Consider the following 23,019-nt stretch of genomic DNA (forward strand, 5'->3'; position numbering starts at 1 on the left):
CTGCCGCCGGACCGCGGCGCACGCGACCCGGCGCCCGGCGCGGCGGGCCGGCGGTTCGGGTTGCGGCGCGGCTGGCGGTTCTGCGGCACTGGAGATCCTTCGGAAGAGGCTGATCAGCGAGCATCGTACGGTGGATGGTCGACATACTGCTGCATGGCTCCGACAGAGTCGAGCGGCCGCCGGCCTCGAAAGGATCACGATGCTCGTCGTCACCCGCTACCGGGTCCCGCCCACGGACGCGGTGTCGTTCCGCGACCGCGCCCGGCGGGCGCTCGAGGTGCTCGCGGCCAAGCCCGGCTGGCGCGGCGGCCACGTCGGCCGCGCCGCGGACGATCCCGAGCTGTGGGTGGTCAGCAGTGAGTGGGAGAACGTCGGGTCCTACCGCCGCGCGCTGTCGTCGTACGAGTCCAAGCTCGAGGCGGTGCCCCTGCTCTCGCTGGCCATCGACGAGCCGACGGCGTTCGAGATCGTCGCGACGGTGGAGAGCGCGACGGCGAGCGTCCGGGCGTCCGACGCCGACGAGGTCGGGCTCGGCCAGGCCGCCGCGCCGGTCGTCCCCACGGATTTCGACGCGGCCTCAGCTGAGAAGCGTACTTCGGCCGGTTTCGACCGCCGCGAGCCCGCGTGAACGCCGTCCACGTCCACGGCACCGAACCCGCCCCGCCGGCCGGGCCGCACGTGCGCCGCCTGGTGCTGGCGGTGCTGATCCCGCTGGTCCTCGCGACCATCGCCGGGCTCATCCTGCTCTGGCCCGACGGCGACCCGCCCAGCATCGAGGCCGGCGTGCGCACCGACGGCACGATCCTCGCCGTCGAGCCGTGCGAGGACGTGGTCGACACCCCGCCCACGCCGGAGGGCGAGGACACCGCCGCCGAGTGCCTGCAGGCGCGGGTCCGGGTCGACGCCGGGCCGGACGAGGGCGTCGAGACGGTCGTGCCGCTGCCGTTCGGCGTCGGCGCGCCGGAGTTCCGGGAGGGCGACGCGGTCGTGCTCAGCGCGCTGCCCGACGCGCCGCTGGAGAGCCGCTACGAGGTGCTCGACTTCCAGCGTGACGTGCCGCTGCTGTGGCTGGCCGGGCTGTTCGCCGTCGCCGTCGTCGTGCTGTCCGGCTGGAAGGGGCTGGCCGCGCTCGGCGGGCTGGCCGTGTCGCTCGTCGTGCTGCTGGTGTTCGTCCTGCCGGCGCTGCTGACGGGGGAGTCGCCGCTGCCGGTCGCCGTCGTCGGGGCGTCGCTGATCATGATCGTGACGCTGTACCTCGCGCACGGGCTGTCCGTCCGCACGTCGGTGGCGCTGATCGGGACGCTGGTCAGCCTCGCGCTCACCGGGCTGCTGGGCTCGCTGTTCACGTCCCTCGCGCACTTCACCGGGCTGGCCGGCGAGGCGGCGTCGTACCTCGGCACCGTCAACACCGAGATCGACGTGCGCGGGCTGCTGCTCGCCGGGCTGGTGATCGGCGCGCTCGGCGTGCTCGACGACGTCACCGTCACGCAGAGCGCCGCGGTGTGGGAGCTGGCCGCCGCCGATCCGTCGTCGTCGCGGCGGTCGCTGCTCGGCGCCGGGCTGCGGATCGGCCGCGAACACGTCGCCGCGACGGTGAACACGCTGGTCCTGGCCTACGTCGGCGCCGCGCTGCCGCTGCTGATGCTGTTCAGCGTCGCGGGCCAGGGTGTGACCGACGTCATCACGACCGAGGCGGTGGCGCAGGAGATCGTCCGGGCGCTGGTCGGCGGGCTCGGCATCATCGCCGCGGTGCCGGTCACCACGGCGCTGGCGGTCGTGGCCGTACGGGGACGATCGGCCCGGCCGGCTGGCCGACGCCGTAAGCCGGTGTCGTCTACGCTCGAACCTTGACCCGGACGCCGAGACCCCGATTGGAGTGACCACCGTGCCTGCGCCCGTCGACGCCATCGTCTCCCTCGCCAAGCGCCGTGGTTTCGTCTTCCCGACGGGTGAGATCTATGGCGGTACGCGCTCGGCCTGGGACTACGGACCGCTGGGCGTCGAGCTGAAGGAGAACGTGCGCCGGCAGTGGTGGCGTTCCATGGTGCAGCTGCGCGACGACGTCGTCGGCCTCGACTCCGCGGTCATCCTGCCGCGCGAGGTGTGGGTCGCGTCCGGGCACGTCGAGGAGTTCGTCGACCCGCTGGTCGAATGCCAGTCCTGCCACCGCCGCTACCGCGCCGACCAGCTGGAGGAGGAGCACGCCGAACGCACCGGGCTGCCGATCGCCGGCGGGCTGGCCGACGTGCAGTGCCCCACCTGCGGCGCGAAGGACTCCTGGACCGAACCCCGCATGTTCAACGGCCTGCTCAAGACCTACCTCGGCCCGGTCGAGTCCGAGGAGGGACTGCACTACCTGCGCCCCGAGACCGCGCAGGGCATCTTCGCCAACGTCGTCAACGTCATGAACTCCTCGCGCAAGAAGCCGCCGTTCGGCATCGCGCAGGTCGGCAAGTCCTTCCGCAACGAGATCACGCCGGGCAACTTCATCTTCCGCACCCGCGAGTTCGAGCAGATGGAGATGGAGTTCTTCGTCGCGCCCGGCACCGACGAGCAGTGGCACGAGTACTGGCTGCAGGAGCGGTGGAACTGGTACGTCGGGCTGGGGCTGTCCGAGGGCAACCTGCGGCTCTACGAGCACCCCAAGGAGAAGCTCTCGCACTACTCGAAGCGGACGGTCGACATCGAGTACCGCTTCGGCTTCGGCGCGACGGAGTTCGCCGAGCTCGAGGGTGTGGCCAACCGCACCGACTTCGACCTCTCCACCCACGCCAAGCACTCCGGCCAGGACCTCAGCTTCTTCGACCAGGAGAAGGGCGAGCGCTGGACGCCGTACGTCATCGAGCCCGCCGCCGGGCTGACCCGCTCGGTGCTCGCGTTCCTGCTCGACGCCTACGACGTCGACGAGGCGCCCAACGCCAAGGGCGGCGTCGACACCCGGCACGTCCTGCGGTTCGACCCGCGGCTGGCGCCGGTCAAGGTGGCCGTGCTGCCACTGTCGCGCAACGCCGACCTGTCGCCGAAGGCCCGCGACCTCGCCACGCGGCTGCGGTCGCGGTGGAACGTCGAGTTCGACGACGCCGGCGCCATCGGCCGCCGCTACCGCCGTCAGGACGAGATCGGTACGCCGTTCTGCGTCACCGTCGACTTCGCCACCCTCGACGACGACGAGGTCACCGTCCGCGACCGCGACACCATGCACCAGGAGCGCATCGGCATCGACCGCGTCGAGAGCTACCTCGCGGAGCGGCTGCCCACCTGCTGACGGCGTCACCGCAGGTCGCGGCGGGCGAACAGCGCGGTGCCCACCGCGACCGCGGCGGCGACGACCAGCAGCGGCGGCCAGACGGCCCACGCCGTCCAGCCGCCGGTGAGCGGCGACGGCGACAGGAACCAGTCCCACGGCGACAGCCAGCGCAGGTTCCGGAAGAACTCGACGAACGCGGCGAGCGCGAAGACGAGGTAGGTCGCCGCCGCCGTGCCCGCGCCGGCGGCGATCGCGGCGCCCTTGTTCCCCGTGGCCGCGCCGGTGGCGAACGTCAGCGCGGTGAAGACCATGGCGAGCAGGAAGACGCCCACCCCGGCGGCGACGAGCCGGCCGACCCCGAGCGAGGCCAGCTCGAACGGGCCGCGCAGCACCACGAAGACCGCGGTGCCGGCGCTCGTCAGCACGGCCAGGAGCACGGCCGTCCCGGCGAAGCGTTCCAGCGCGACCCGGGTGCGGCTGACCGGATTGGCGAGCAGCGGCTCCAGCGTGCCCTCCCGCTCCGCGCCGGCCACCGTCCACGCCGCCACCATGATCCCGAAGACGAGCAGCAGAATCGGGAACAGGCCGGAGTAGAACCTGCTGTTCAGGTAGCCCGCAGGGCTGGCGATGCCGCCGCCGGCGCCCATCAGCTCCAGGACGCCGCGGGGGAGCTGCCGCACCAGCTGCTCGATCTGGCTGCCGACGTCCCTGACGGCCGGGTAGCTGGCGCCGACGATCGCGGCCAGGGCGGCGATCGACAGCGACCACCACACCAGGCTGCGCCGGCGTTCGGCCAGCATCTGACCGAGCACGATCATGGGCGCTCGCCCTCGGCCGTCTGGTAGTAGGTGAAGAAGATGTCCTCGAGATCGTCGTCGTGGCTGACGATGCGTTCCACGCCGTAGCCCGCGACGCGGCGCACCAGCTCGGCGACGCTGCCGTCGACGACGAGCTGCGCGGTGCGGCCGTCCACCTCCACCGACGCCACGCCGTCGACGCCGTCGAGCAGGCCGGGCGGCAGGTCGGTGGCGAAGCGCAGCTCGAGCCGGTGCCGGGCGATCTCGCGCAGGTTGACGATGGTGTCCTCGCGCACCAGCCGGCCGGTGCGCAGGATCCCGACCCGGTCGGCGACGTCCTCGACCTCCGGCAGCAGGTGGGACGAGAACAGCACGGCGGCGCCGGCGTCGCGGCGCTCGCGGACCAGCTCGAGGACGCTGCGCTGCAGCAGCGGGTCCAGGCCGGAGGTCGGCTCGTCCAGCACGAGGACGTCGGGGTCGTGCATGAACGCCTGCACGATCGCGACCTTCTGCCGGTTGCCGCTGGACAGCTGGCCGATCCTGCGGCCGGGGTCGAGGCCGAGCCGCTCGCAGAGGCCGGCGACGCGAGCGGGATCGATGCCGCCGCGCAGGTCGCCGTACCACCGCAGCAGCTCGCCGGCGCGCAGCCCGCGGTCCAGCACGCCGTCGCCGCCGACGTAGCCCACCCGCGCCCGCAGCGCCAGGTCGTGCGCCGTCCCGCCGAGCAGGCCGGCGTGGCCCGCGGTGGGCCGGACGAAGCCCATGAGCGTCCGGATGGTCGTGGACTTCCCGGCGCCGTTCGGCCCCAGCAGGCCGTAGATCTCGCCGGCCCGGACGGTCAGATCGAGCGAGTCGACCGCCGTCAGCGCGCCGAACCGCTTCGTGAGCTGCCTGATCTCGATGAGTGGGGCCTCGGCCATGGACGCCTCCCGCCGCTGCCGACGTTACCGGTCCGTGCGGGGGATGGGGGACAATGGGTCACGCCATGACCACCATGCTCTCCGTCGCCCCGCTCCGCCTGGGCTCCCTGCAGGTCGACCCGCCCGTCGTGCTCGCGCCGATGGCGGGTGTCACCAACGCCGCCTTCCGCCGGCTCTGCGCCGAGCAGGGCGCCGGCCTCTACGTGTGCGAGATGATCACCTCCCGCGGCGTCGTCGAGCGCGACGAGAAGACGCTGAACATGCTGGTCTTCGCCGACGTCGAGGACGTCCGCTCGGTCCAGCTCTACGGCGTCGACCCCTATTACGTCGGCGAGGCCGTGAAGGTCCTCGCCGGCGAGTACGGCGTCGCCCACGTCGACCTCAACTTCGGCTGCCCGGTGCCCAAGGTCACCCGCAAGGGCGGCGGCGCGGCGCTGCCGTACAAGCGCGGGCTGCTCGAGCGGATCCTGCGGGCCGCCGTCGGTGCCGCGGAGCCGTACGGCATCCCCGTCACGATGAAGACCCGCAAGGGCATCGACGACGACCACATCACCTACCTCGACGCCGGCCGCATCGCCGAGGACACCGGCTGCGCCGCCATCGCGCTGCACGGCCGCACCGCCGTCCAGCACTACTCCGGCACCGCTGACTGGACGTCCATCGCGCGGCTCAAGGAGCACGTGTCGATCCCCGTGCTCGGCAACGGCGACATCTGGGAGGCCGCCGACGCCGTCCGCATGCTCGAGGCCACCGGCGCCGACGGCGTCGTCGTCGGGCGCGGCTGCCTCGGGCGGCCGTGGCTGTTCCGCGACCTGGCCGCGGTGCTCTCGGGCTCGCCCGCGCCGTCCCTGCCGACGCTCGGCGAGGTGGCCGCGATGATGCGCCGCCACGCCGAGCTGCTCGCCGACCTCATGGGCGAGGACCGCGGCCTGCGCGACATGCGCAAGCACATGGCGTGGTACCTCAAGGGCTTCGTCGCCGGTCAGCAGGTCCGGGCGTCGCTGGGCATGGTGTCGTCGCTGGCCGAGCTCGACGCCCTGCTCGGCGAGCTCGATCCCGGCCAGCCCTATCCCGTCGCCGAGCTCGGCCAGCCGCGCGGGCGGCAGGGCAGCCCGCGCAAGGTCGCGCTGCCGGCCGGCTGGCTCGACGACACCGACGGCGTCACCGACGATCTCGCCGACGCCGAGCTCGACATCTCCGGCGGCTGACCTCGGTACGCGTCGAGGGCGAGTTACTACTGCCAGGGCGGTAGTAACTCGCCCTTGGCACCTCTTGACACCGGACATTTGGTACGCAAATCTCTTCGTAACCGGTTACTGATACCGGTTACATTCGGCGGGCGGCCAGACGAAATCGCGGGCTGAGGCCGGGCATATCGGGGGGGCAGGGGGACTCGACGGAGAGGAACCGCTCATGGCTCAGCCCGGACCGCGCCGCCGGTGGCGCACCCGATTCACCCGCGGACCGGCGGTCCTCGGCGCCGCCATCGCGTTGCTCACCGGACTGCTGGCCGGCGTCGGCGGACAGGCGGCCCAGGCCCCGGAGGCCGCCGCTCACCCGGGCCACGGCGGCTACTCGATCCTGCTGTTCTCCAAGACCGCGGCGTTCCGGCACGACTCGATCCCGGCCGGCATCGCCGCGATCCAGCGGCTGGCCGCCGAGCACGAGTTCAGCGTCACCGCCACCGAGGACGCCGCCGCGTTCACCGACGAGAACCTCGCGCAGTACGACGCCGTCGTCTGGCTGTCGACCACCGGCGACGTCCTGAACGACGAGCAGCAGGCTGCCTTCGAACGCTACATCCAGGCAGGCGGCGGCTACGCCGGCGTCCACGCGGCGAGCGACACCGAGTACGACTGGCCGTGGTACGGCGAGCTGGTCGGCGCCTACTTCCAGGGCCACCCGCGCAACCAGGACGCCACCATCCACGTCGCCGACCGCGCGCACCCCTCGACCGCGCACCTGCCGGCCCAGTGGCAGCGGTTCGACGAGTGGTACAGCTTCCGCACGAACCCGCGCGGCGACGTGCACGTGCTGGCCAGCCTGGACGAGGGCACGTACGACCCCGAGGCGAACCCGATGGGCCTGGACCACCCGATCGCCTGGTGCCACGCCTACGACGGCGGCCGTGCCTGGTACACCGCGGGCGGCCACACCACCGAGAGCTACTCCGAGCCCGCGTTCCTGCAGCACCTGCTCGGCGGTATCGAGACCGCGGCGGGCGTGACGGCGGCCGACTGCGGCGGGACGGTCTGGGACAGCTTCGACAAGGTTCCGCTCGACACCGGCACCGCGAACCCGATGGAGCTCGACGTCGCGGCGGACGGGCGGGTGTTCTACATCGAGCGGGCCGGCGAGGTCCGCATGATCGACCCCGCGACCAGCCAGACCACGGTCGTCGGGACGCTCGACGTCTACACGCAGCGCGAGGACGGGCTGCTGGGCATCGCACTGGACCCGGACTTCGTCACCAACGGCTGGATCTACCTCTACTACTCGCCGGACGGGACCGAGGCCGAGCAGCGGCTGTCGCGGTTCACGCTCACCGGGACGACGCTCGACCTCGCCAGCGAGGTGCAGCTGCTCGAGGTGCCGGTCGACCGGGCGGTGTCGGGGCACGCCGGCGGGTCGCTGAGCTTCGACGCCGACGGCAACCTGTACGTCGCCACCGGCGACGACACCAACCCGTTCGAGTCCGACGGGTACGCGCCCATCGACGAGCGGCCGGGCCGGGCGTCGTACGACGCCCAGCGCAGCTCGGCGAACACCAACGACCTGCGCGGCAAGGTGCTGCGCATCCACCCCGAGCCCGACGGCACCTACACCGTCCCCGACGGCAACCTCTTCGCGCCCGGCACCGCGCAGACCCGCCCGGAGATCTACGCCATGGGCTTCCGCAACCCGTTCCGCATCGAGGTCGACGCCGAGACCGGAGCGCTGCTGGTCGGCGACTACGGCCCGGACGCGCCGCAGGCCGACCCCGACCGCGGCACCGAGGGCCAGGTCGAGTGGAACCGCATCACCGCGGCCGGCAACTACGGCTGGCCGTACTGCCACGGCGCCGGCCCGTTCCGCGACTGGGACTTCGCCACGCAGACCGCGGGCCCGCCGTTCGACTGCGCGAACCCGGTCAACGACTCACCGAACAACACCGGCCTGACGCAGCTCCCGCCCGTCGTCGCGCCGGACGTCTACTACGGACGCTCCGAGACCGGCACCAACTGGCCCGAGATGGGCACCGGCGGCGGCGCGATGGCCGGCCCCGTCTACCGCTACGACGAGGCGCTGGACTCCGACGTCAAGTGGCCCGCGTCCTACGACGGCGCCGCGTTGTTCTACGAGTGGACGAACACCGAGGACGGCTATGTGCGGCCGTTCGGCAACGACGTCTGGGAGTTCCGTCTCGACGGCGACGCCGTCCACGACATCAACCCGCTGCTCACCAGCATGCAATTCCTGCGCCCGATGGACATGACGTTCGGGCCGGACGGCGCTCTGTACCTCATCGAATGGGGGACGGGGTTCGGCGGCAACAACGCCGACTCCGGCATCTACCGCATCGAGTACGCCGGCAGCGGCACCCGGCCGGTCGCCCAGGCCGCGGCCGACCCCACGTCGGGCGCACTGCCGCTGACGGTCGCGTTCAGCAGCGAGGGCTCCGGCCACCCCGGCGGCCTGCCGGTCACGTACCACTGGGCGTTCGGCGACGGCGCCGAGTCCACCGACCCGAACCCGACGCACACCTACACCGTCGCCGGTCAGTACTCCGCCCGGCTGACGGTGACGGCGGAGGACGGCGCGACCCGCTCGCAGACCGTCCAGATCACCGCCGGCAACACCGCGCCGGAGGTCACGCTCGACCCACCCGTCGACGGCGGCTTCTTCGACTTCGGCGACGACATCGCCTACGGCATCGACGTCACCGACGCCGAGGACGGGGCCACCGGCGACGGCGGCATCGCGTGTGACGGCGTCGACCTGCAGGTGCTCTTCGGGCACGCCGGCCACGCGCACCCCGTCGAGGTGCTGCCCGGCTGCGAGGGCACCGTCGCCACCAGCACCGACGACGGTCACCCGGCCGGCGAGGACCTGTTCTGGGTGCTCGAGGCCCGCTACACCGACCGGGGCGGCGACGGGGTCGGCGCGCTGACCGGTCGTGACCTGCACGTCCTGCAGCCCAAGCTCAAGGAGGCCGAGCACTATCAATCGCAGAGCGGCGTGCAACTGGAGGCCACCAGCGACCCGCGCGGCGGCCGGCAGAACATCGGCTTCATCGACGACGGGGACTACATCTCCTTCGACCCGATGAACCTCGCCGGGATCGACGCGATCACCTACCGGCTCGCTTCCGGCGGCAGCGGCGGGCGCATCGAGATCCGCGCCGGCGCGCCGGACGGCCCGCTCGTCGGCGACAGCGGCTTCATCCCGCCGACCGGCGGCTGGCAGACCTGGACCGACGTCACCGTCCCGGTCGAGGACCCCGGCGGCACCCACGAGCTGTTCTTCGTGTTCCGCCACGAGCCCGGCGCCACCGGCCTGTTCAACCTCAACTACCTGAAGTTCCGTGGCAAGGGCGTGTCCGTCGACGCGCGGCCGGAGATCTGGTCGGTCGAGGCGACGCCGCCGTCCGGCGAGCTGCCCTACACGGTGACGCTGAGCGCCGAGGCCACCGACCCGGAGGGCCGGGAGCTCACCTACACCTGGGACTTCGGCGACGGCACGACGGCCACCGGGGCGCAGGTCACGCACACCTACGAGCTGTCCGGCGTCTACCGGCCGACGGTCACCGTCACCGACGCCGCCGGCTCCGTGGCGCACGACTCCGTCCGCGTCGAAGCGGTGCCGGAGGCGTCGCCGCCGATCGAGTGCACCGATCCGGGCAGCGACCCGGCGCCCGACGACGAGTTCGACGGCGACCGGCTCGACGGCTGCCGCTGGGACGCCGTCGTCCGGCCCGACCTCAACCGGTTCCGTGTCGAAGGCGGCCAGCTGAAGATCGACACCACGCCGACCAACCTGTTCGACCAGCACAACAACGCGCCGAACCTCATGCTGCAGACGATGCCGGCGGGCGACTGGGTGGTCGAGACGAAGGTGTCCGGCCCGGTCTGCGAGCGCTGGCAGCAGGGCGGCCTGCTCGTCTACGAGAGCGACGCGACCTTCCTCAAGCTCGACTACGTCGGCACGTCACCGGTCGGCGAGCCGTGCGCCCGCAAGATCGAGATGCGGCACGAGATCGACGACGTCTTCCAGCCGGCGTTCCCCGAGGTCACGCTGCCGTCCGACGTGACGACGTGGTGGCTGCGGCTGGAGAAGACCGGCTCGACCTACACCGGCTGGTACAGCTCCGACGGCGTCACCTTCCAGCAGGTGGGCGTCATCGAGAACGACCGCCTGGCGACGGCCGACGTCGGCGTCTACGCCTTCGGGCAGGAGCAGACGCAGGCCACCACCGTCGCGTTCGACTACTTCCACGTGCTGGAGTCCGAACCGCCGGACGCCTGCCCCGACTCCGACGAGAGCCCGACGGTGGTCATCCGCGACGTCGACTCCGGCGTGACCAACCACGAGCGGGCCGACGGGTGCACCGTCGAGGACCTCATCGACGACGAGCGGGAATGGCCGAACGAGGGCCGCTTCCTCATGCACGTCCGCAGCGTGACCCAGCACCTCGTCCACGACGGCGTGCTGACCCGCACCGAACGCAACGACATCATCGCCGCCGCCGGCCGCAGCTGACCCCGTCCACCCCGGAAAGGACTGTCCATGCACATTCGATCGAGAGCGAAAGCCCTGGTGGTCGGAGCCGTCGCGGTGCTGGTGGCCGGCCTGGCGCTGCCGACCCAGGCGGCGCCGACGGCGTCGGCGTCCGGCGGTCTGACCGCTGACGACCGTGCCACGCTGATGCGCTACGCCGAGGACACGTGGGCGTCGTTCGTCGCGATGACCGACGAGGCCAGCGGGCTGCCCGCGGACAAGCTGAAGGCCGACGGCACCCGCAGCGCGCAGACGTCGACCACGAACATCGGCGCCTACATGTGGAGTGCGGTCGTGGCCGAGGAACTCGGCATCATCGGCCGCGACGAGCTGGTCGACCGGCTCTCCGTCACCCTCGACACGCTGGCCGGGCTGGAACGGCACGACGAGAGCGGCCAGTTCTTCAACTGGTACGACCACCGCACGGGCGAGGTCATCACCGTCTGGCCGGACGACGGCAGCACGGTCGTCCCGCACCTGTCGTCGGTGGACAACGGCTGGCTGGCGACCGGCCTGCAGGTCGTCCGCGAGGCGGTGCCGGAACTGGCCGAGCCGGCCGGCGCGCTGTTCGACAGTATGGACTTCGGGTTCTACTACCGGCCCGAGGTCAACCGCATCCTGTTCCACTACGCGCCCAGCACCGGCGCCGCTCCGTGCTGCTACGACACGCTGGTCAGCGAGAGCCGCATCGCCACGTACATCGGCATCGCGAAGGACGAGCTGCCGCGCAAGGCCTACTTCGGCACCTGGCGCAGCTTCGCGGGCACCTGTGACGCGAACTGGCACGAGCAGCAGCCCGTCGGCGAGTGGCGCAGCTACCTGCGCCAGGACGTCTGGGAGGGCGCGTACCGGTACCGCGGCATGGAGATCGTGCCGTCCTGGGGCGGCAGCATGTTCGAGGCGCTGATGCCGACGCTGTTCGTGCCCGAGGAGGCGTGGGGGCGGCGCAGCTGGGCGGTCAACCACCCGCTCTACGTCCGCGCGCACATCGAGCACGGCCTCGAGGAGGCGCAGTACGGGTACTGGGGCTTCTCGCCGGCCAACGACACCGAGGGCGGGTACCGCGTCTACGGCGTGGAGGCGATCGGGATGGACCCGCTCGGCTCCCCGTCGAACAACGACTCCACCCTGGTCGACTACGGCTTCTGCGACCGCCCGGCCCAGCCGCTGCCGGGGCCTGAGGACTACACGAACGGCATCGTCACGCCGCACGCGTCGTTCCTGGCGCTGCGCTACGCCCCCGAGGAGGCCATGGAGAACCTCGCGAACCTGGAGCGCGACTTCGACATCTACTCCGACTGGGGCTTCCGCGACACCGTCAACGTCGACACGGGCACCGTCGACGAGTACTTCCTCTCCCTCGACCAGGGCATGATCATGGGCGCCATCGGCAACGCCCTGGCCGACGACCTGCTGCGCGACGCGTTCGTCACGCCCGAGCTGGAGTCCGGTGTCCGGCCCGTCATCGCGATGGAGGAGTTCACGAACTACCGCTGACGAGTGGCGTCGGCGGGCGGGGCTGCCGGCCCCGCCCGCCCGGCGTGTCCGGGACCTGGGCAAACCGTCGGCATGGTGACGGATGGGCCCGTATCCTCGGGGCATGCAGGCAGGGATCCTCGACTGGGCCTCGACGACGGCCGTGGATCTGCAGCCGGTGCTGCGGACGGTCGCCGTCACCGTGGCCATCGTGTTCGTCATCTACAAGGCCGTGCAGTCGAAGTTCTCGCTCGGCACGATTATCGTGTCCGCGCTCGCGGCCGGCCTCTTCGTCTGGCTCGTCTTCAACGTCGACCAGCTCAGCGACACCATCGGCGAAGACCTCCCGGGCGGGACGTCCCTCGGCGACGCGCCGCCAGCCGATCCCGCGGGGGAGTGAGCCTCCGGAGGCCGCCGAACACCTACGCGGCCGAGCCTCCCACCGCCCTCCAAAGTTGATCTTGGAGTAATGCCGCTATTGTCGGGCGAAATGTCCGATTGATGCCGGCGTTACTCCAAGATCAACATCGGGTCGAGAGGGTCCGGCAGCGTCAGGGGGCCGGCCGGAGAATTGGCCCCGGCTCCTGGCGGTGCTGTTCTTCCGGTGCGCCCGCTCGGGGCCTCGGCCACCGGGCTCCGCTGTGGGTTCGTCGCCCGCCGGCCGCGCCGCCCCCGGATTGATCACGTTCACCAGGAAATTCCGTGTCGTACTACGCCTGCAATCGTGGTGAGGCGCGGGCAATCGTGGTGATGTACGCGATCGCCGATGAGCACCACCGCCCGTTCTTCGCGGTACGAGCATGGGGCAGCCGTGGGGACGGGGAGTCCCGGTGAACGAGAAGCCCGGCCAACCCCAGCCGCCCACCAGAAGTTGATCTTGGAGTAAAGCCGCCAATGCGGCCCGAAATGTCCGATTGATACCGGCATTACTCCAAGATCAACGGTGCGGAGAGGTCGTGGCGCTGGTCATATCGCGCCGGCTGCTGGTCAGGAGAGGTCCGTACCAGTGCGTGTGCGCTGCGTCACGCGCCTACGACCATGTCAGTGGGGTCGGACGCGGTCATGGGAACGTGGAACGCCGGTGCGCCCGGGTTCCGTGAAATTGGTCCCGAAGTGGTCCAGGCGGCCGCTCGGTGCGCGTCGTTAGGCTCCGCGCAACTTCGCACGTTGGATGCCGTACGCGACACGGAGGGCCGGCCTGTGCAGTACGTTTTCGACTTCACCGAGGGCAGCAAGGACCAACGCGACCTGCTCGGCGGCAAGGGTGCCAACCTCGCCGAGATGACCTCACTGGGACTCCCCGTCCCACCGGGCTTCACCATCAGCACCGAGGCGTGCCGGACGTACCTGGCGACCGGACGCGAGCCCGACGGCCTCGCCGACGAGGTCGAGCGGCACCTGGCCGGCCTGGAGGCCCAGATGGGCAAGCGGCTCGGCGACGCCACCGACCCGCTGCTGGTGTCCGTGCGTTCCGGGGCCAAGTTCTCCATGCCCGGGATGATGGACACCGTCCTCAACGTCGGCCTCACCGACATCTCGGTGTCCGGGCTGGCCGCGGCCGCCGGCGACGACCGGTTCGCCTGGGACTCCTACCGCCGGCTGATCCAGATGTTCGGCAAGACGGTGCTCAGCGTCGACGGCGAGCGGTTCGACCACGCGCTGGAGACCCGCAAGAAGGACCGCGGCGCCGAGTCCGACGTCGACCTCACCGTCGACGACCTGCGCGACCTCGTCGCCGAGTTCAAGGACATCGTGCGCGACGAGAGCGGGACCGAGTTCCCGCAGGACCCCCGCACGCAGCTCGACCTCGCCGTCCGCGCCGTCTTCGACTCGTGGAACACCGAGCGGGCCCGCGTCTACCGCCGTCAGGAGCGCATCCCCGACGACCTCGGCACGGCGGTCAACATCGTCGCCATGGTCTTCGGCAACCTCGGGCCGGACTCCGGCACCGGCGTCGCGTTCACCCGCGACCCCGCCACCGGCGAGCAGGGCGTCTACGGCGACTACCTGCCGAACGCCCAGGGTGAGGACGTCGTCGCCGGCATCCGCAACACGCTCCCGCTGGCCGAGTTGGAACAGCTGGACAAGACCTCGTACGACCAGCTGCTCGACATCATGGAGACGCTGGAGAAGCACTACCGCGACCTCTGCGACATCGAGTTCACCATCGAGCGCGGCAAGCTGTGGATGCTGCAGACCCGGGTGGGCAAGCGGACGGCGGCCGCGGCGTTCCGCATCGCCGGCCAGCTCGTCGACGAGGGCCTCATCGACGAGGACGAGGCGCTCTCGCGGGTCACCGGCGCGCAGCTGGCGCAGCTGATGTTCCCGCAGTTCGACCCGGCCGCCAGCCGGACGCCGATCGCCCGCGGCATGGCGGCCAGCCCCGGTGCCGCCGTCGGCAAGGCAGCGTTCGACTCCGCGACGGCGGTGGAGTGGGCCCAGCGCGGCGACGACGTCATCCTCGTCCGGCGCGAGACCAACCCCGACGACCTGCGCGGCATGGTCGCCTCGCGCGGCGTCCTCACCTCGCGCGGCGGCAAGACCTCGCACGCCGCCGTCGTCGCCCGCGGCATGGGGCGCACCTGTGTCGTCGGCGTCGAGGCGCTGCGCGTCGATCCGCGGGCGCGCGAGTTCACCACGCCCGACGGGGTCCGGGTCGCCGAGGGCGACGTCATCTCCATCGACGGCGGCACCGGCGAGGTGTTCCTCGGCGAGGTCCCGGTGGTGCCGTCCGCGGTGGTGGACGCGCTGTACAACGGCGGGACGGCGACGTCGTCGGCGTCGGCGTCGGCGTCGGCGTCGGGGGAGCAGGGCGACACCGCCCGCCGCGAGGTCGTCGACGCCGTCCTGCGGCTCATGCGGCACGCCGACGACCGCCGCCGCATGGAGGTGCGGGCCAACGCCGACACCGGCGAGGACGCCCGCCGGGCCCGCGAGCTCGGCGCCGCCGGGATCGGGCTGTGCCGGACCGAGCACATGTTCCTCGGGTCGCGCCGCAAGATCGTCGAGCGGGTCATCCTCGCCCGCACCCCGGAGCAGCGCGACGCCGGCCTGGACGAGCTGCGGCCGCTGCAGCGCGCGGACTTCACCGAGATCCTCGAGGCGATGGACGGCTACCCGGTGACGATCCGGCTGCTCGACCCGCCGCTGCACGAGTTCCTGCCCGACCTCACCGACCTGTCGGTGAAGGTGGCCGTGGCCGAGGCGACCGGCTCGCCGGATCAGGACGCTGCTCACCTCCTTGCTGAAGTACAGCGGCTGCACGAGCAGAACCCGATGCTCGGCATGCGCGGCGTCCGGCTGGGGCTCGTCGTCCCCGGGCTGTTCCAGCTGCAGGTGCGGGCGATCGCCGAGGCGGCCGCGTCGCTGCTGGCCCGCGGCCTCGATCCGCGGCCGCAGATCATGGTGCCGCTGGTCGCCGCCGTCCAGGAGCTGGAGGCGATCCGCGACATGGCCGAGGCGACGGTGGCCGAGGTCGCCGCCGAGACCGGCACGGACCTGCGGTTCCCGATCGGGACGATGATCGAGCTGCCGCGCGCGGCGATGACGGCGCACGCGATCGCCGAGGCGGCCGAGTTCTTCTCCTTCGGCACCAACGACCTCACCCAGACCACGTGGGGCTTCTCCCGCGACGACGTCGAGGCGACGTTCTTCCCCGCCTACCTCGAACGCGGCGTGTTCGGCGTGAGCCCGTTCGAGTCGATCGACGCCGACGGTGTGGGCCGGTTGGTTTCGATCGCCGCCTGGGAGGGTAAGGAGACCCGGGAGGATCTGGAGCTGGGCGTCTGCGGCGAACACGGCGGCGACCCCGACTCGATCCACTTCTTCGAGTCGATCAAGCTCGACTACGTGTCCTGCTCGCCGTTCCGGGTGCCGGTCGCGCGGCTCGAGGCGGGCCGCGCCGCCCTGGTCACGGAGGGCAGTGACAGCCGCTGAGACGGACAAGCGGGGCGCATTGCGACCAAGCGGGCGGGTCCGATAACCTCCTGCTCGCTTGTGTCGAATTAGAGCGTTTTAATACTTGAGGGGCACTATGCGCCGTCTTGCCTATTTTGCTGCCGTTTTGCCTGCCGTGACCGTCGGTGCCGCACTGCTGGGCACCGTTCCCGCCGCCGCCGACCACAACGAGCCCGACCAGATCCTCGACGGGAACGTCCAGTCGTGTAAGGACCTCGTTCCCGGTGCCTACTGGGAGGAGACCGACGACGACGCGACCGACGACGACGTCATCACCCACCCGTGGTTCACGGTGACCCTGTCCGAGGACCTCCTGTGGCTCGACGTCGTCCTGACTGACGCCGGTGAGTCCGCCAACGCCCAGCTGGCGGTGCTGGTCAAGGGTGGAAACCAGACCAACCTGTTCCTCGGGCCGGACCTCACCCACCTCTTCGCGCCGGTGAACCCGTCCGGGAAGCCGGCCGAGATCAGCAACTACACCATCTGCAAGATCAAGCCGACCACTCCGACCGAGCCCCCCACCGAGCCGCCGACGGAGCCGCCGACGGAGCCGCCGACCGAGGAGCCCACCGAGCCCCCGACGGAGGAGCCGACGGAGCCGCCGACCGAGGAGCCCACGGAGGAGCCCACCGAGACTCCCTCGGAGTCCCCGAGCGAGTCGCCGTCGGAGTCGCCGAGCGAGTCGCCGTCGGAGTCGCCGAGCGAGTCTCCGTCCGAGACGCCGTCGGAGTCGCCCTCCGACAGCCCGAGCCCGACCCCGTCGGAGACGCCGGGCGACGAGCTGCCGGACACCGGTGGGTCGCCGACCGTGCTGCTGCTGGCGGCCGGTGTGCTGGTGATGGCCGGTCTGGTCGCGCTGCGGCAGCGGTTCGTCAAGCCGTAACGATCACCTGACGCCGCCGGGCGCGTGACCTCTGAGGTCGCGCGCCCGGCGTGTCTCACGGCGGCGCGTTGCCAGGCGTGCCCTGGGTCCGATATGTTCCGTCTGCCTCCGCAGCGGCCTGTGTCATGCAGTGAACTCTGTCAATCGAGGGGCATATCGTGCGTCGCATCACCTTCATCGCCGCTGCCTGCGCGGCGATCGCCATGGGGGCCGCCGTCCCGGCGGCCGCGGGCGAAGAGGTCGAGCATGACCTCAACGACCACCCACATCACTACGTTGCGGACGAGCCGTCCAACGCTCGCGATTGCGAAGATCCGCACTTCCTCGCCAACGCCGCGTTGGCCGGCCTCCCGGACCCGGGCGAGACGCTGATCCACGTGGACCCGGGCGACGACGCCGCGAACGGCATCGTCAGCGGTGACGTCTACGGCGGCGAGGAGGGTCAGTTCCTCGACGTCGAACAGCTCGACGACTCGTACGTCATCACGGCCGTCGTGGTGAAGGGCGGTCCCGGCTACACGATCTACGTCGTCGAAGGCACCGAGTCGCCGTGGACCGAGCTGCACTCGCCGCCGCTCGACAACGGCAACCTCCCCGGCATCAGCCACTGGTTCGTCTGCGGCTACCAGGACGAGGAGCCCACCGAGACGCCCACGCCGACGCCGTCGGAGACTCCCAGCGAGACCCCGTCGGAGACCCCGAGCGAGTCGCCCTCGGAATCGCCGAGTGAGTCCCCGAGTGAGAGCCCGAGCGAGTCGCCGTCGGAGTCCCCGAGCGAGTCGCCGTCCGTGTCGCCCACCGCGTCGCCGACCCCGTCGCCGTCGGAGACGCCGGGTGGCGAGCTGCCCGACACCGGCGGCTCGCCGGCGGGGCTGCTGGCGCTGGCCGGCGCGCTGGTCGTCGCCGGTCTGCTCGCGCTGCGGCACCGCCTCGTGAAGCCGTAACACGCGGTTCGCGCGATCTCAGGCGCTCGGCCCCTCGCGGGCCGGGCGCCCGAGCGCGTGCCGAGTGCGGCACCCGGATGTGCCAGGCGAGTGGCCTTGGCAAGGCTGACCGCGCGGAAAATCGGGTGAAACGGACATGCGAGCGACGGTGAGCCTTGCCAAGAACGTGGCCAGGCTTGCCAAGGCCACTCGGGGCGCAGTGAAGGCCGACGCGTCAGTCGTCGGCGAGCAGCTCGGCGACCACGTCGTCGGCGATGGCGAGGCACGCGGTCGCGGCCGGTGAGGGTGCGTTGCGGATGCACAGGACGTTGCCGCGCCGGCTCGACCGGAAGTCGTCGACCAGCGTGCCGTCGGCATCCATCGCCTGCGCACGGATGCCGGCCGGCGCCGGCACGAGGTCGGCGACGGTGAGCTCGGGCAGGTACTCGCGAGCGGCCGCGGCGAACCGGCGCCGGCTCATCGACCCGTACAGTTCGGTGACCGCGGTGCGCCGGTTGGCCCAGGCGAACCGGCGGAAGCCGCTCCAGCGGGCCAGCCGGATCAGCTCGGCGGGGTCGATGTCGCGTTTGCGGTAGCCCTCGCGGGCCAGCGCCAGGACGGCGTTCGGCCCCACCATCACCTCGCCGTCGACCCGCTTGGTCAGGTGGACGCCGAGGAACGGGTAGCGCGGGTCCGGCACCGGGTACACCAGGCCGTTGACCAGGTGCCGTTTGTCGGGGCGGAGCAGCGCGAACTCGCCGCGGAACGGGACGATGCGCGGGTACGGGTCGTCGCCGGCGAGCCGGGCCAGCCGGTCGGACTGCAGCCCGGCGCAGACGACGACGCGGTCGAAGGCGAGCGTCTCGCCGGACGCGCCCGTCACCCGCACCTCGTCGTCGGACTGGTGGAACCCGGCGACCTCGAAGCCGGTGCGCACCGTCCCGCCGGCGTCGACGGCGTCGGCCAGCAGTGCCGCGGCGATGGCGGCGAAGTCGACGATCGCCGTCGTGGGGGAGTGCAGCCCGGCGACGCCACGGACGTGCGGCTCCAGCTCGGCCAGGCCGTCGGCGTCGAGCATGCGCACACCGGGGACCCCGTTGGCGAGAGCCCGCTCGTGCAGGTCGTCCAGGCGTCCCCGCTGCGTCTCGTCGAGCGCGACGATGACCTTGCCGCACTCGTCGTAGGTCAGGCCCTTCTCGGCGCAGTACGCGCGCAGCAGGCCGACACCGCGGCGGGAGAACCGGGCCTTCGCCGAGCCGGGCGCGTAGTAGATGCCGGCGTGCACGACGCCGCTGTTGCGCCGGGTCTGGTGCAGAGCCGGCTCGGGCTCCTTCTCCAGGACCGTGACGGCGGCGCCGTCGGAGGAGCGGGCCAGGGCGCGCGCGATGGCGGAGCCGACGATGCCGCCGCCGACGACGGCGAAGCTGGTCGGGACACTCATGCGACTTCCCCCCGGATGACGGTGGCGCCAGGGTACCGAACCCGCCAGGGCGGCGGGCAGCGTAACCTCTGGCCGTGATGAGCGGCTACGACGACGCGGACCGCGAGCGGTGGGCGGCCGAGCCACCGAAGCGCGCGGTCCGCACCGCGTTCGAGCGCGACCGCGCGCGTGTCGTCCACTCGGCGTCGCTGCGGCGGCTGGCGGCCAAGACCCAGGTGGTGGCGCCGAGCAGCGACGACTTCGTCCGCAACCGGCTCACCCACTCCCTGGAGGTGGCGCAGGTCGGACGGGAGCTCGGCAAGGAGCTGGGCTGCGACCCCGACGTCGTCGACGCCGCCTGCCTCGCGCACGACCTCGGGCATCCGCCGTTCGGGCACAACGGTGAGCAGGTGCTCGACGAGATCGCCGCCGGCATCGGCGGGTTCGAGGGGAACGCCCAGACGCTGCGGCTGCTCACCCGCTTGGAGGCCAAGGCCGCCCACCCCGACGGCCGGTCGGCCGGGCTCAACCTCACCCGCGCCAGCCTGGACGCGGCGACCAAGTACCCGTGGCGGCGGGGCGAGCGCGACGGCCGCAAGTTCGGGGTCTATGACGACGACGCGGAGGTGTTCGGCTGGCTGCGCGACGACGCCCCGGACGGCCGCCGCTGCATCGAGGCGCAGGTCATGGACTTCTCCGACGACGTCGCCTACAGCGTCCACGACGTCGAGGACGCCATCGTCGGCGGCTGGCTGCAGCCCGGGCCCCGGCTGGACGACGCGTCGGAACGGGCGCGCGTGGCGGACCTCACGCGCGAGTGGTACCTGCCCGACGCCTCGCCCGACGAGATCACCGACGCGCTGGACCGGCTGCGCGCGCTGCCGTACTGGGTCGCCTCCTATGACGGCCGACTGCGCTCGCTGGCCGCGCTGAAGGACATGACCAGCCAGCTCATCGGCCGTTTCTGCGACGACGCCGAGCGCGCGACGCACGCGGCCTACGGTGGCGGGCCGCTCACCCGCTACGCCGCCGACCTCGTCGTGCCGCGCCCGACCCGCGTGGAGGTGGCCGTGCTCAAGGGCCTGGCCGCCGTCTACGTCATGACGGCGTCGGACCGGGCGCCGATCTATGCCCGTCAGCGCGAGCTGATCGAGGAGCTGGTGGGGGTGCTGCGGCTGCGCGCCCCGGAGTCGCTGGAGCCGGCCTTCCAGGAGTCGTGGGACGCCGCCCCCGACGACGCCGCCCGGCTGCGCGTGATCGTCGACCAGGTCGCCTCGCTCACCGACGACTCCGCCGTCGCCCTGCACGCCCGCCTCACCCGCTGACGGCCGGGCCGGGCGGGCGGAGCGATCGATCCGCGCCGCCGGCGTCAGACCGGCTGGCAGCGCGGGCACCAGACGGTCGTCCGGCCGCCGAGCCGCGTGCGGCGCAACCGCGTGCCGCAGCGCGGGCAGGCGTCGTCCGGACCGTCGCGGTGACCGGTGAGCCAGCTGGGCCACCCCGGCACCCGGCCGGCGCGCGTCGACCGGCGCAGGACGGCGTGGAGCCGGTCGTGCAGACGGCGGCGGTCGGCGTCGGTGAGGTCCTGGGTCCCGCGGCCGGGGTGGATGCGGGCCTGCCAGAGGATCTCGTCGGCCAGCAGGTTCCCGAGACCGGCGACGACGGTCTGGTCCATCAGGGCCGGCTTGAGCCGGCGCGGGCGGCGCCCGAGCCGCTCGTCCAGCTCGCCGTCGTCCACGGCCGCGGCGTCGGGCCCCAGGTCGCGGAGCAGGTCCGCGACGCCGTCGTCGCCGGGGAGCAGCCGGATGCCCTGGAGCTTGCGCAGGTCGCGGTAGCGCAGCTCGCGTGACCCGGCGCCGACGACGACGCGGTCGTGGCGGTGTCGCTCGGCGTCGCCGCTGGTCCACGTGAGCGCGCCGGTCATCCCGAAGTGGAACACCAGGCTCGGCTCGTCCGCACGGTGCCGGCGCCCGGACCTCACGGGCCCGATCAGCCACTTGCCGTGCCGCCGCGGCGCGGCGAACGCGGCCCCGACGAGGGCGTCGCGCAGCTCGCCCGCGTCGACCCCGCGCAGCACCCCCGCGTCCAGCACGTCGACGCGGTCGATGGTCCGGCCGGCCGCCTTCCGCAGCTCCCGGCGGAACCCTTCGACGTCGGGGAGTTCCGGCATGCCGGGTCCGTACCCCGGGACGGGCGGTCGCATGGGCCGCGGGCGGCCGGCGGACGTAGAATCTGCCGCGTGGCAGGTCGAATCCGGGACGAGGACATCGCGGCCATCCGCGAGCGCGCCAGGATCGACGTCATCGTCGGCGAGTACGTCGCACTGCGCAACGCCGGCGGCGGGTCGCTCAAGGGGCTGTGCCCGTTCCACGACGAGAAGTCGCCGTCGTTCCACGTCACCCCCGCGCGCGGATTCTTCCACTGCTTCGGCTGCTCCGAGGGCGGCGACGTCATCAGCTTCGTGCAGAAGATCGACCAGCTCTCGTTCACCGAGGCGATCGAGCGGCTGGCCGACAAGGTCGGGCTGCAGCTGCGCTACGAGGAGACCGGGTCCGGGACGGCGCCGCGGCAGAACCGCGAGCAGCGCACCCGGCTGGTCGAGGCGCACCGGGTGGCCGCCGAGTACTACGCCGAGCAGCTGGCCGGTTCGTCCGAGGCGATGGTCGGCCGGCAGTTCCTCGACGAGCGCGGGTTCGACCAGGCCGCCGCCGAGCGGTTCGGCGTCGGCTACGCCCCGCAGGGCGGTGACGTGCTGCGCAAGCACCTGCGCCAGAAGGGCTTCAGCGACCACGAGCTCATCACCGCCGGGCTCGTCGCACAGGGCCGCAACGCGCCGTACGACCGCTTCCGCGGCCGACTGGTGTGGCCCATCCACGACCTCATGGGCGACGTCGTCGGCTTCGGCGCCCGCCGGCTGTACGACGACGACCGCATCGAGGCGAAGTACCTCAACACCCCCGAGACGCCCATCTACAAGAAGAGCCACGTGCTGTACGGCGTCGACCTCGCCAAGAAGGACATCGCCCGCACGTCGCAGGCCGTCGTCGTCGAGGGCTACACCGACGTCATGGCCTGCCACCTGGCCGGTGTCACCACCGCCGTCGCCACCTGCGGGACGGCGTTCGGCGAAGACCACGCGCGGATCTTGCGCCGGCTGCTGCGCGACCAGGACGAGTACCGCGGCCAGGTGATCTTCACCTTCGACGGCGACGCCGCCGGGCAGAAGGCGGCGCTGCGGGCGTTCGAGGGCGACCAGCGCTTCGTCGGCCAGACCTACGTGGCCATCGACCCCGACGGGCTCGACCCGTGCGAGCGGCGGCAGACCTCCGGCGACCTCGGGGTGCGCGAGCTGGTCGCGCGGCACCGGCCGCTGTTCGAGTTCGCGATCCGCACCATGATCGAGGAGTACGACCTCGACAACGCCGAGGGCCGGGCCCGCGCGCTGGACAAGGCCATCCCGTTGATCGCCCGCATCCGCGACCGCGCCGTCCGCGACCAGTACGCCGTCCGGCTGTCGGGCTGGATCGGCCCGCCGCTGGGGCACTCGGAGAACTGGGAACGCGACGTCGTCGCCCGGGTCCGCGCCGCCGCCGGGGTGCCCGACCGCCGCGCCGCGGGCGGACGCGGCCGGGCCGCCGC

General features: G+C 72.1%; 16 protein-coding genes. 12 read left to right on the top strand and 4 right to left on the bottom strand.

Translation table 11 applies throughout. The features are described 5' to 3' along the window. Positions 1-199: 199 nt before the first annotated feature. Genes DY240_RS29460 through DY240_RS29470 form a run of 3 tightly spaced genes read left to right on the top strand, consistent with a single transcriptional unit; the run spans position 200 to position 3,265 of the window. Positions 200-628 carry an antibiotic biosynthesis monooxygenase family protein gene (locus tag DY240_RS29460; protein ID WP_119663209.1) on the top strand — a complete coding sequence of 143 codons (429 nt, stop codon included), beginning with the start codon at positions 200-202 and terminating at the stop codon, positions 626-628. Next, entirely contained in the window at positions 625-1,851 is a 1,227-nt protein-coding gene (locus tag DY240_RS29465) for a YibE/F family protein (RefSeq protein WP_119663210.1), read from the top strand. The genes DY240_RS29460 and DY240_RS29465 overlap by 4 nt, the downstream gene beginning before the upstream one ends. Positions 1,852-1,885: 34 nt before the next feature. Next, entirely contained in the window at positions 1,886-3,265 is a 1,380-nt protein-coding gene (locus DY240_RS29470; RefSeq protein WP_119663223.1) for a glycine--tRNA ligase, read from the top strand. Positions 3,266-3,270: 5 nt separating this feature from the next. Here DY240_RS29470 and DY240_RS29475 read toward each other — a convergent pair whose 3' ends face one another. After that, positions 3,271-4,065 (bottom strand): ABC transporter permease subunit, encoded by a 795-nt coding sequence (locus DY240_RS29475; protein ID WP_119663211.1) that lies wholly within the window; start codon positions 4,063-4,065, stop codon positions 3,271-3,273. Next, positions 4,062-4,964: an ABC transporter ATP-binding protein gene (locus DY240_RS29480; RefSeq protein WP_119663212.1), complete on the bottom strand. Its 903-nt coding sequence runs from the start codon at positions 4,962-4,964 to the stop codon at positions 4,062-4,064. Before DY240_RS29480 ends, DY240_RS29475 begins: the two co-directional genes overlap by 4 nt. Before the next feature lie 65 nt (positions 4,965-5,029). On the opposite strand from DY240_RS29480, the gene dusB reads away from it, so the two are divergent. The 7 genes from dusB (at position 5,030) to DY240_RS29515 (ending at position 17,981) form a co-directional block, all read left to right on the top strand. Beyond that, positions 5,030-6,172 carry a tRNA dihydrouridine synthase DusB gene (dusB, locus tag DY240_RS29485; RefSeq protein WP_199702724.1) on the top strand — a complete coding sequence of 381 codons (1,143 nt, stop codon included), beginning with the start codon at positions 5,030-5,032 and terminating at the stop codon, positions 6,170-6,172. A gap of 205 nt (positions 6,173-6,377) precedes the next feature. Beyond that, positions 6,378-10,703, top strand: coding sequence for a ThuA domain-containing protein (locus tag DY240_RS29490; protein WP_119663214.1), 4,326 nt, complete (start codon positions 6,378-6,380; stop codon positions 10,701-10,703). Between the two features lie 27 nt (positions 10,704-10,730). Next, positions 10,731-12,218 (top strand): glucoamylase family protein, encoded by a 1,488-nt coding sequence (locus DY240_RS29495; RefSeq protein WP_119663215.1) that lies wholly within the window; start codon positions 10,731-10,733, stop codon positions 12,216-12,218. A 103-nt stretch (positions 12,219-12,321) separates the two neighbouring features. Then, on the top strand, positions 12,322-12,597 hold the full coding sequence (locus tag DY240_RS29500; protein WP_119663216.1) for a hypothetical protein: 276 nt from the start codon (positions 12,322-12,324) through the stop codon (positions 12,595-12,597). 800 nt (positions 12,598-13,397) lie between these two features. Next, entirely contained in the window at positions 13,398-16,133 is a 2,736-nt protein-coding gene (gene ppdK, locus DY240_RS29505) for a pyruvate, phosphate dikinase (RefSeq protein ID WP_233552927.1), read from the top strand. A 136-nt stretch (positions 16,134-16,269) separates the two neighbouring features. Further along, positions 16,270-17,037, top strand: a complete 768-nt coding sequence (locus DY240_RS29510) for an LPXTG cell wall anchor domain-containing protein (protein ID WP_158603054.1) — start codon at positions 16,270-16,272, stop codon at positions 17,035-17,037. 158 nt (positions 17,038-17,195) lie between these two features. Next, positions 17,196-17,981, top strand: coding sequence for an LPXTG cell wall anchor domain-containing protein (locus DY240_RS29515; RefSeq protein ID WP_119663219.1), 786 nt, complete (start codon positions 17,196-17,198; stop codon positions 17,979-17,981). A 214-nt stretch (positions 17,982-18,195) separates the two neighbouring features. Here DY240_RS29515 and lhgO read toward each other — a convergent pair whose 3' ends face one another. Further along, the gene (lhgO, locus tag DY240_RS29520) at positions 18,196-19,401 is read right to left on the bottom strand and encodes an L-2-hydroxyglutarate oxidase (RefSeq protein WP_119663220.1); all 1,206 of its coding nucleotides are present in this window, start codon (positions 19,399-19,401) and stop codon (positions 18,196-18,198) included. 77 nt (positions 19,402-19,478) lie between these two features. Here lhgO and DY240_RS29525 point away from each other — a divergent pair, with 77 nt between their 5' ends. Further along, positions 19,479-20,705, top strand: a complete 1,227-nt coding sequence (locus DY240_RS29525; RefSeq protein ID WP_119663224.1) for a deoxyguanosinetriphosphate triphosphohydrolase — start codon at positions 19,479-19,481, stop codon at positions 20,703-20,705. A gap of 44 nt (positions 20,706-20,749) precedes the next feature. Here DY240_RS29525 and DY240_RS29530 read toward each other — a convergent pair whose 3' ends face one another. Further along, complete coding sequence (locus DY240_RS29530; protein WP_119663221.1) at positions 20,750-21,550, bottom strand: Fpg/Nei family DNA glycosylase; 801 nt, start codon at positions 21,548-21,550, stop codon at positions 20,750-20,752. Between the two features lie 69 nt (positions 21,551-21,619). Here DY240_RS29530 and dnaG point away from each other — a divergent pair. Next, a partial coding sequence (dnaG, locus tag DY240_RS29535) for a DNA primase (protein WP_119663222.1) occupies positions 21,620-23,019 on the top strand: 1,400 nt, incomplete at its 3' end.

The sequence above is a fragment of the Jiangella rhizosphaerae genome (assembly GCF_003579925.1).
In the GTDB taxonomy this organism is placed as follows: Bacteria; Actinomycetota; Actinomycetes; order Jiangellales; family Jiangellaceae; genus Jiangella; species Jiangella rhizosphaerae.

What these genes read in the sequence shown, in the direction of transcription:
- DY240_RS29460 (WP_119663209.1), top strand. Translation starts at nt 200, where the DNA reads ATGCTCGTCGTCACCCGCTACCGGGTCCCGCCCACGGACGCGGTGTCG.
- DY240_RS29475 (WP_119663211.1), bottom strand. Translation starts at nt 4,065, where the DNA reads ATGATCGTGCTCGGTCAGATGCTGGCCGAACGCCGGCGCAGCCTGGTG.
- DY240_RS29480 (WP_119663212.1), bottom strand. Translation starts at nt 4,964, where the DNA reads ATGGCCGAGGCCCCACTCATCGAGATCAGGCAGCTCACGAAGCGGTTC.
- dusB (WP_199702724.1), top strand. Translation starts at nt 5,030, where the DNA reads ATGACCACCATGCTCTCCGTCGCCCCGCTCCGCCTGGGCTCCCTGCAG.
- DY240_RS29490 (WP_119663214.1), top strand. Translation starts at nt 6,378, where the DNA reads ATGGCTCAGCCCGGACCGCGCCGCCGGTGGCGCACCCGATTCACCCGC.
- DY240_RS29495 (WP_119663215.1), top strand. Translation starts at nt 10,731, where the DNA reads ATGCACATTCGATCGAGAGCGAAAGCCCTGGTGGTCGGAGCCGTCGCG.
- DY240_RS29500 (WP_119663216.1), top strand. Translation starts at nt 12,322, where the DNA reads ATGCAGGCAGGGATCCTCGACTGGGCCTCGACGACGGCCGTGGATCTG.
- lhgO (WP_119663220.1), bottom strand. Translation starts at nt 19,401, where the DNA reads ATGAGTGTCCCGACCAGCTTCGCCGTCGTCGGCGGCGGCATCGTCGGC.
- DY240_RS29525 (WP_119663224.1), top strand. Translation starts at nt 19,479, where the DNA reads ATGAGCGGCTACGACGACGCGGACCGCGAGCGGTGGGCGGCCGAGCCA.
- DY240_RS29530 (WP_119663221.1), bottom strand. Translation starts at nt 21,550, where the DNA reads ATGCCGGAACTCCCCGACGTCGAAGGGTTCCGCCGGGAGCTGCGGAAG.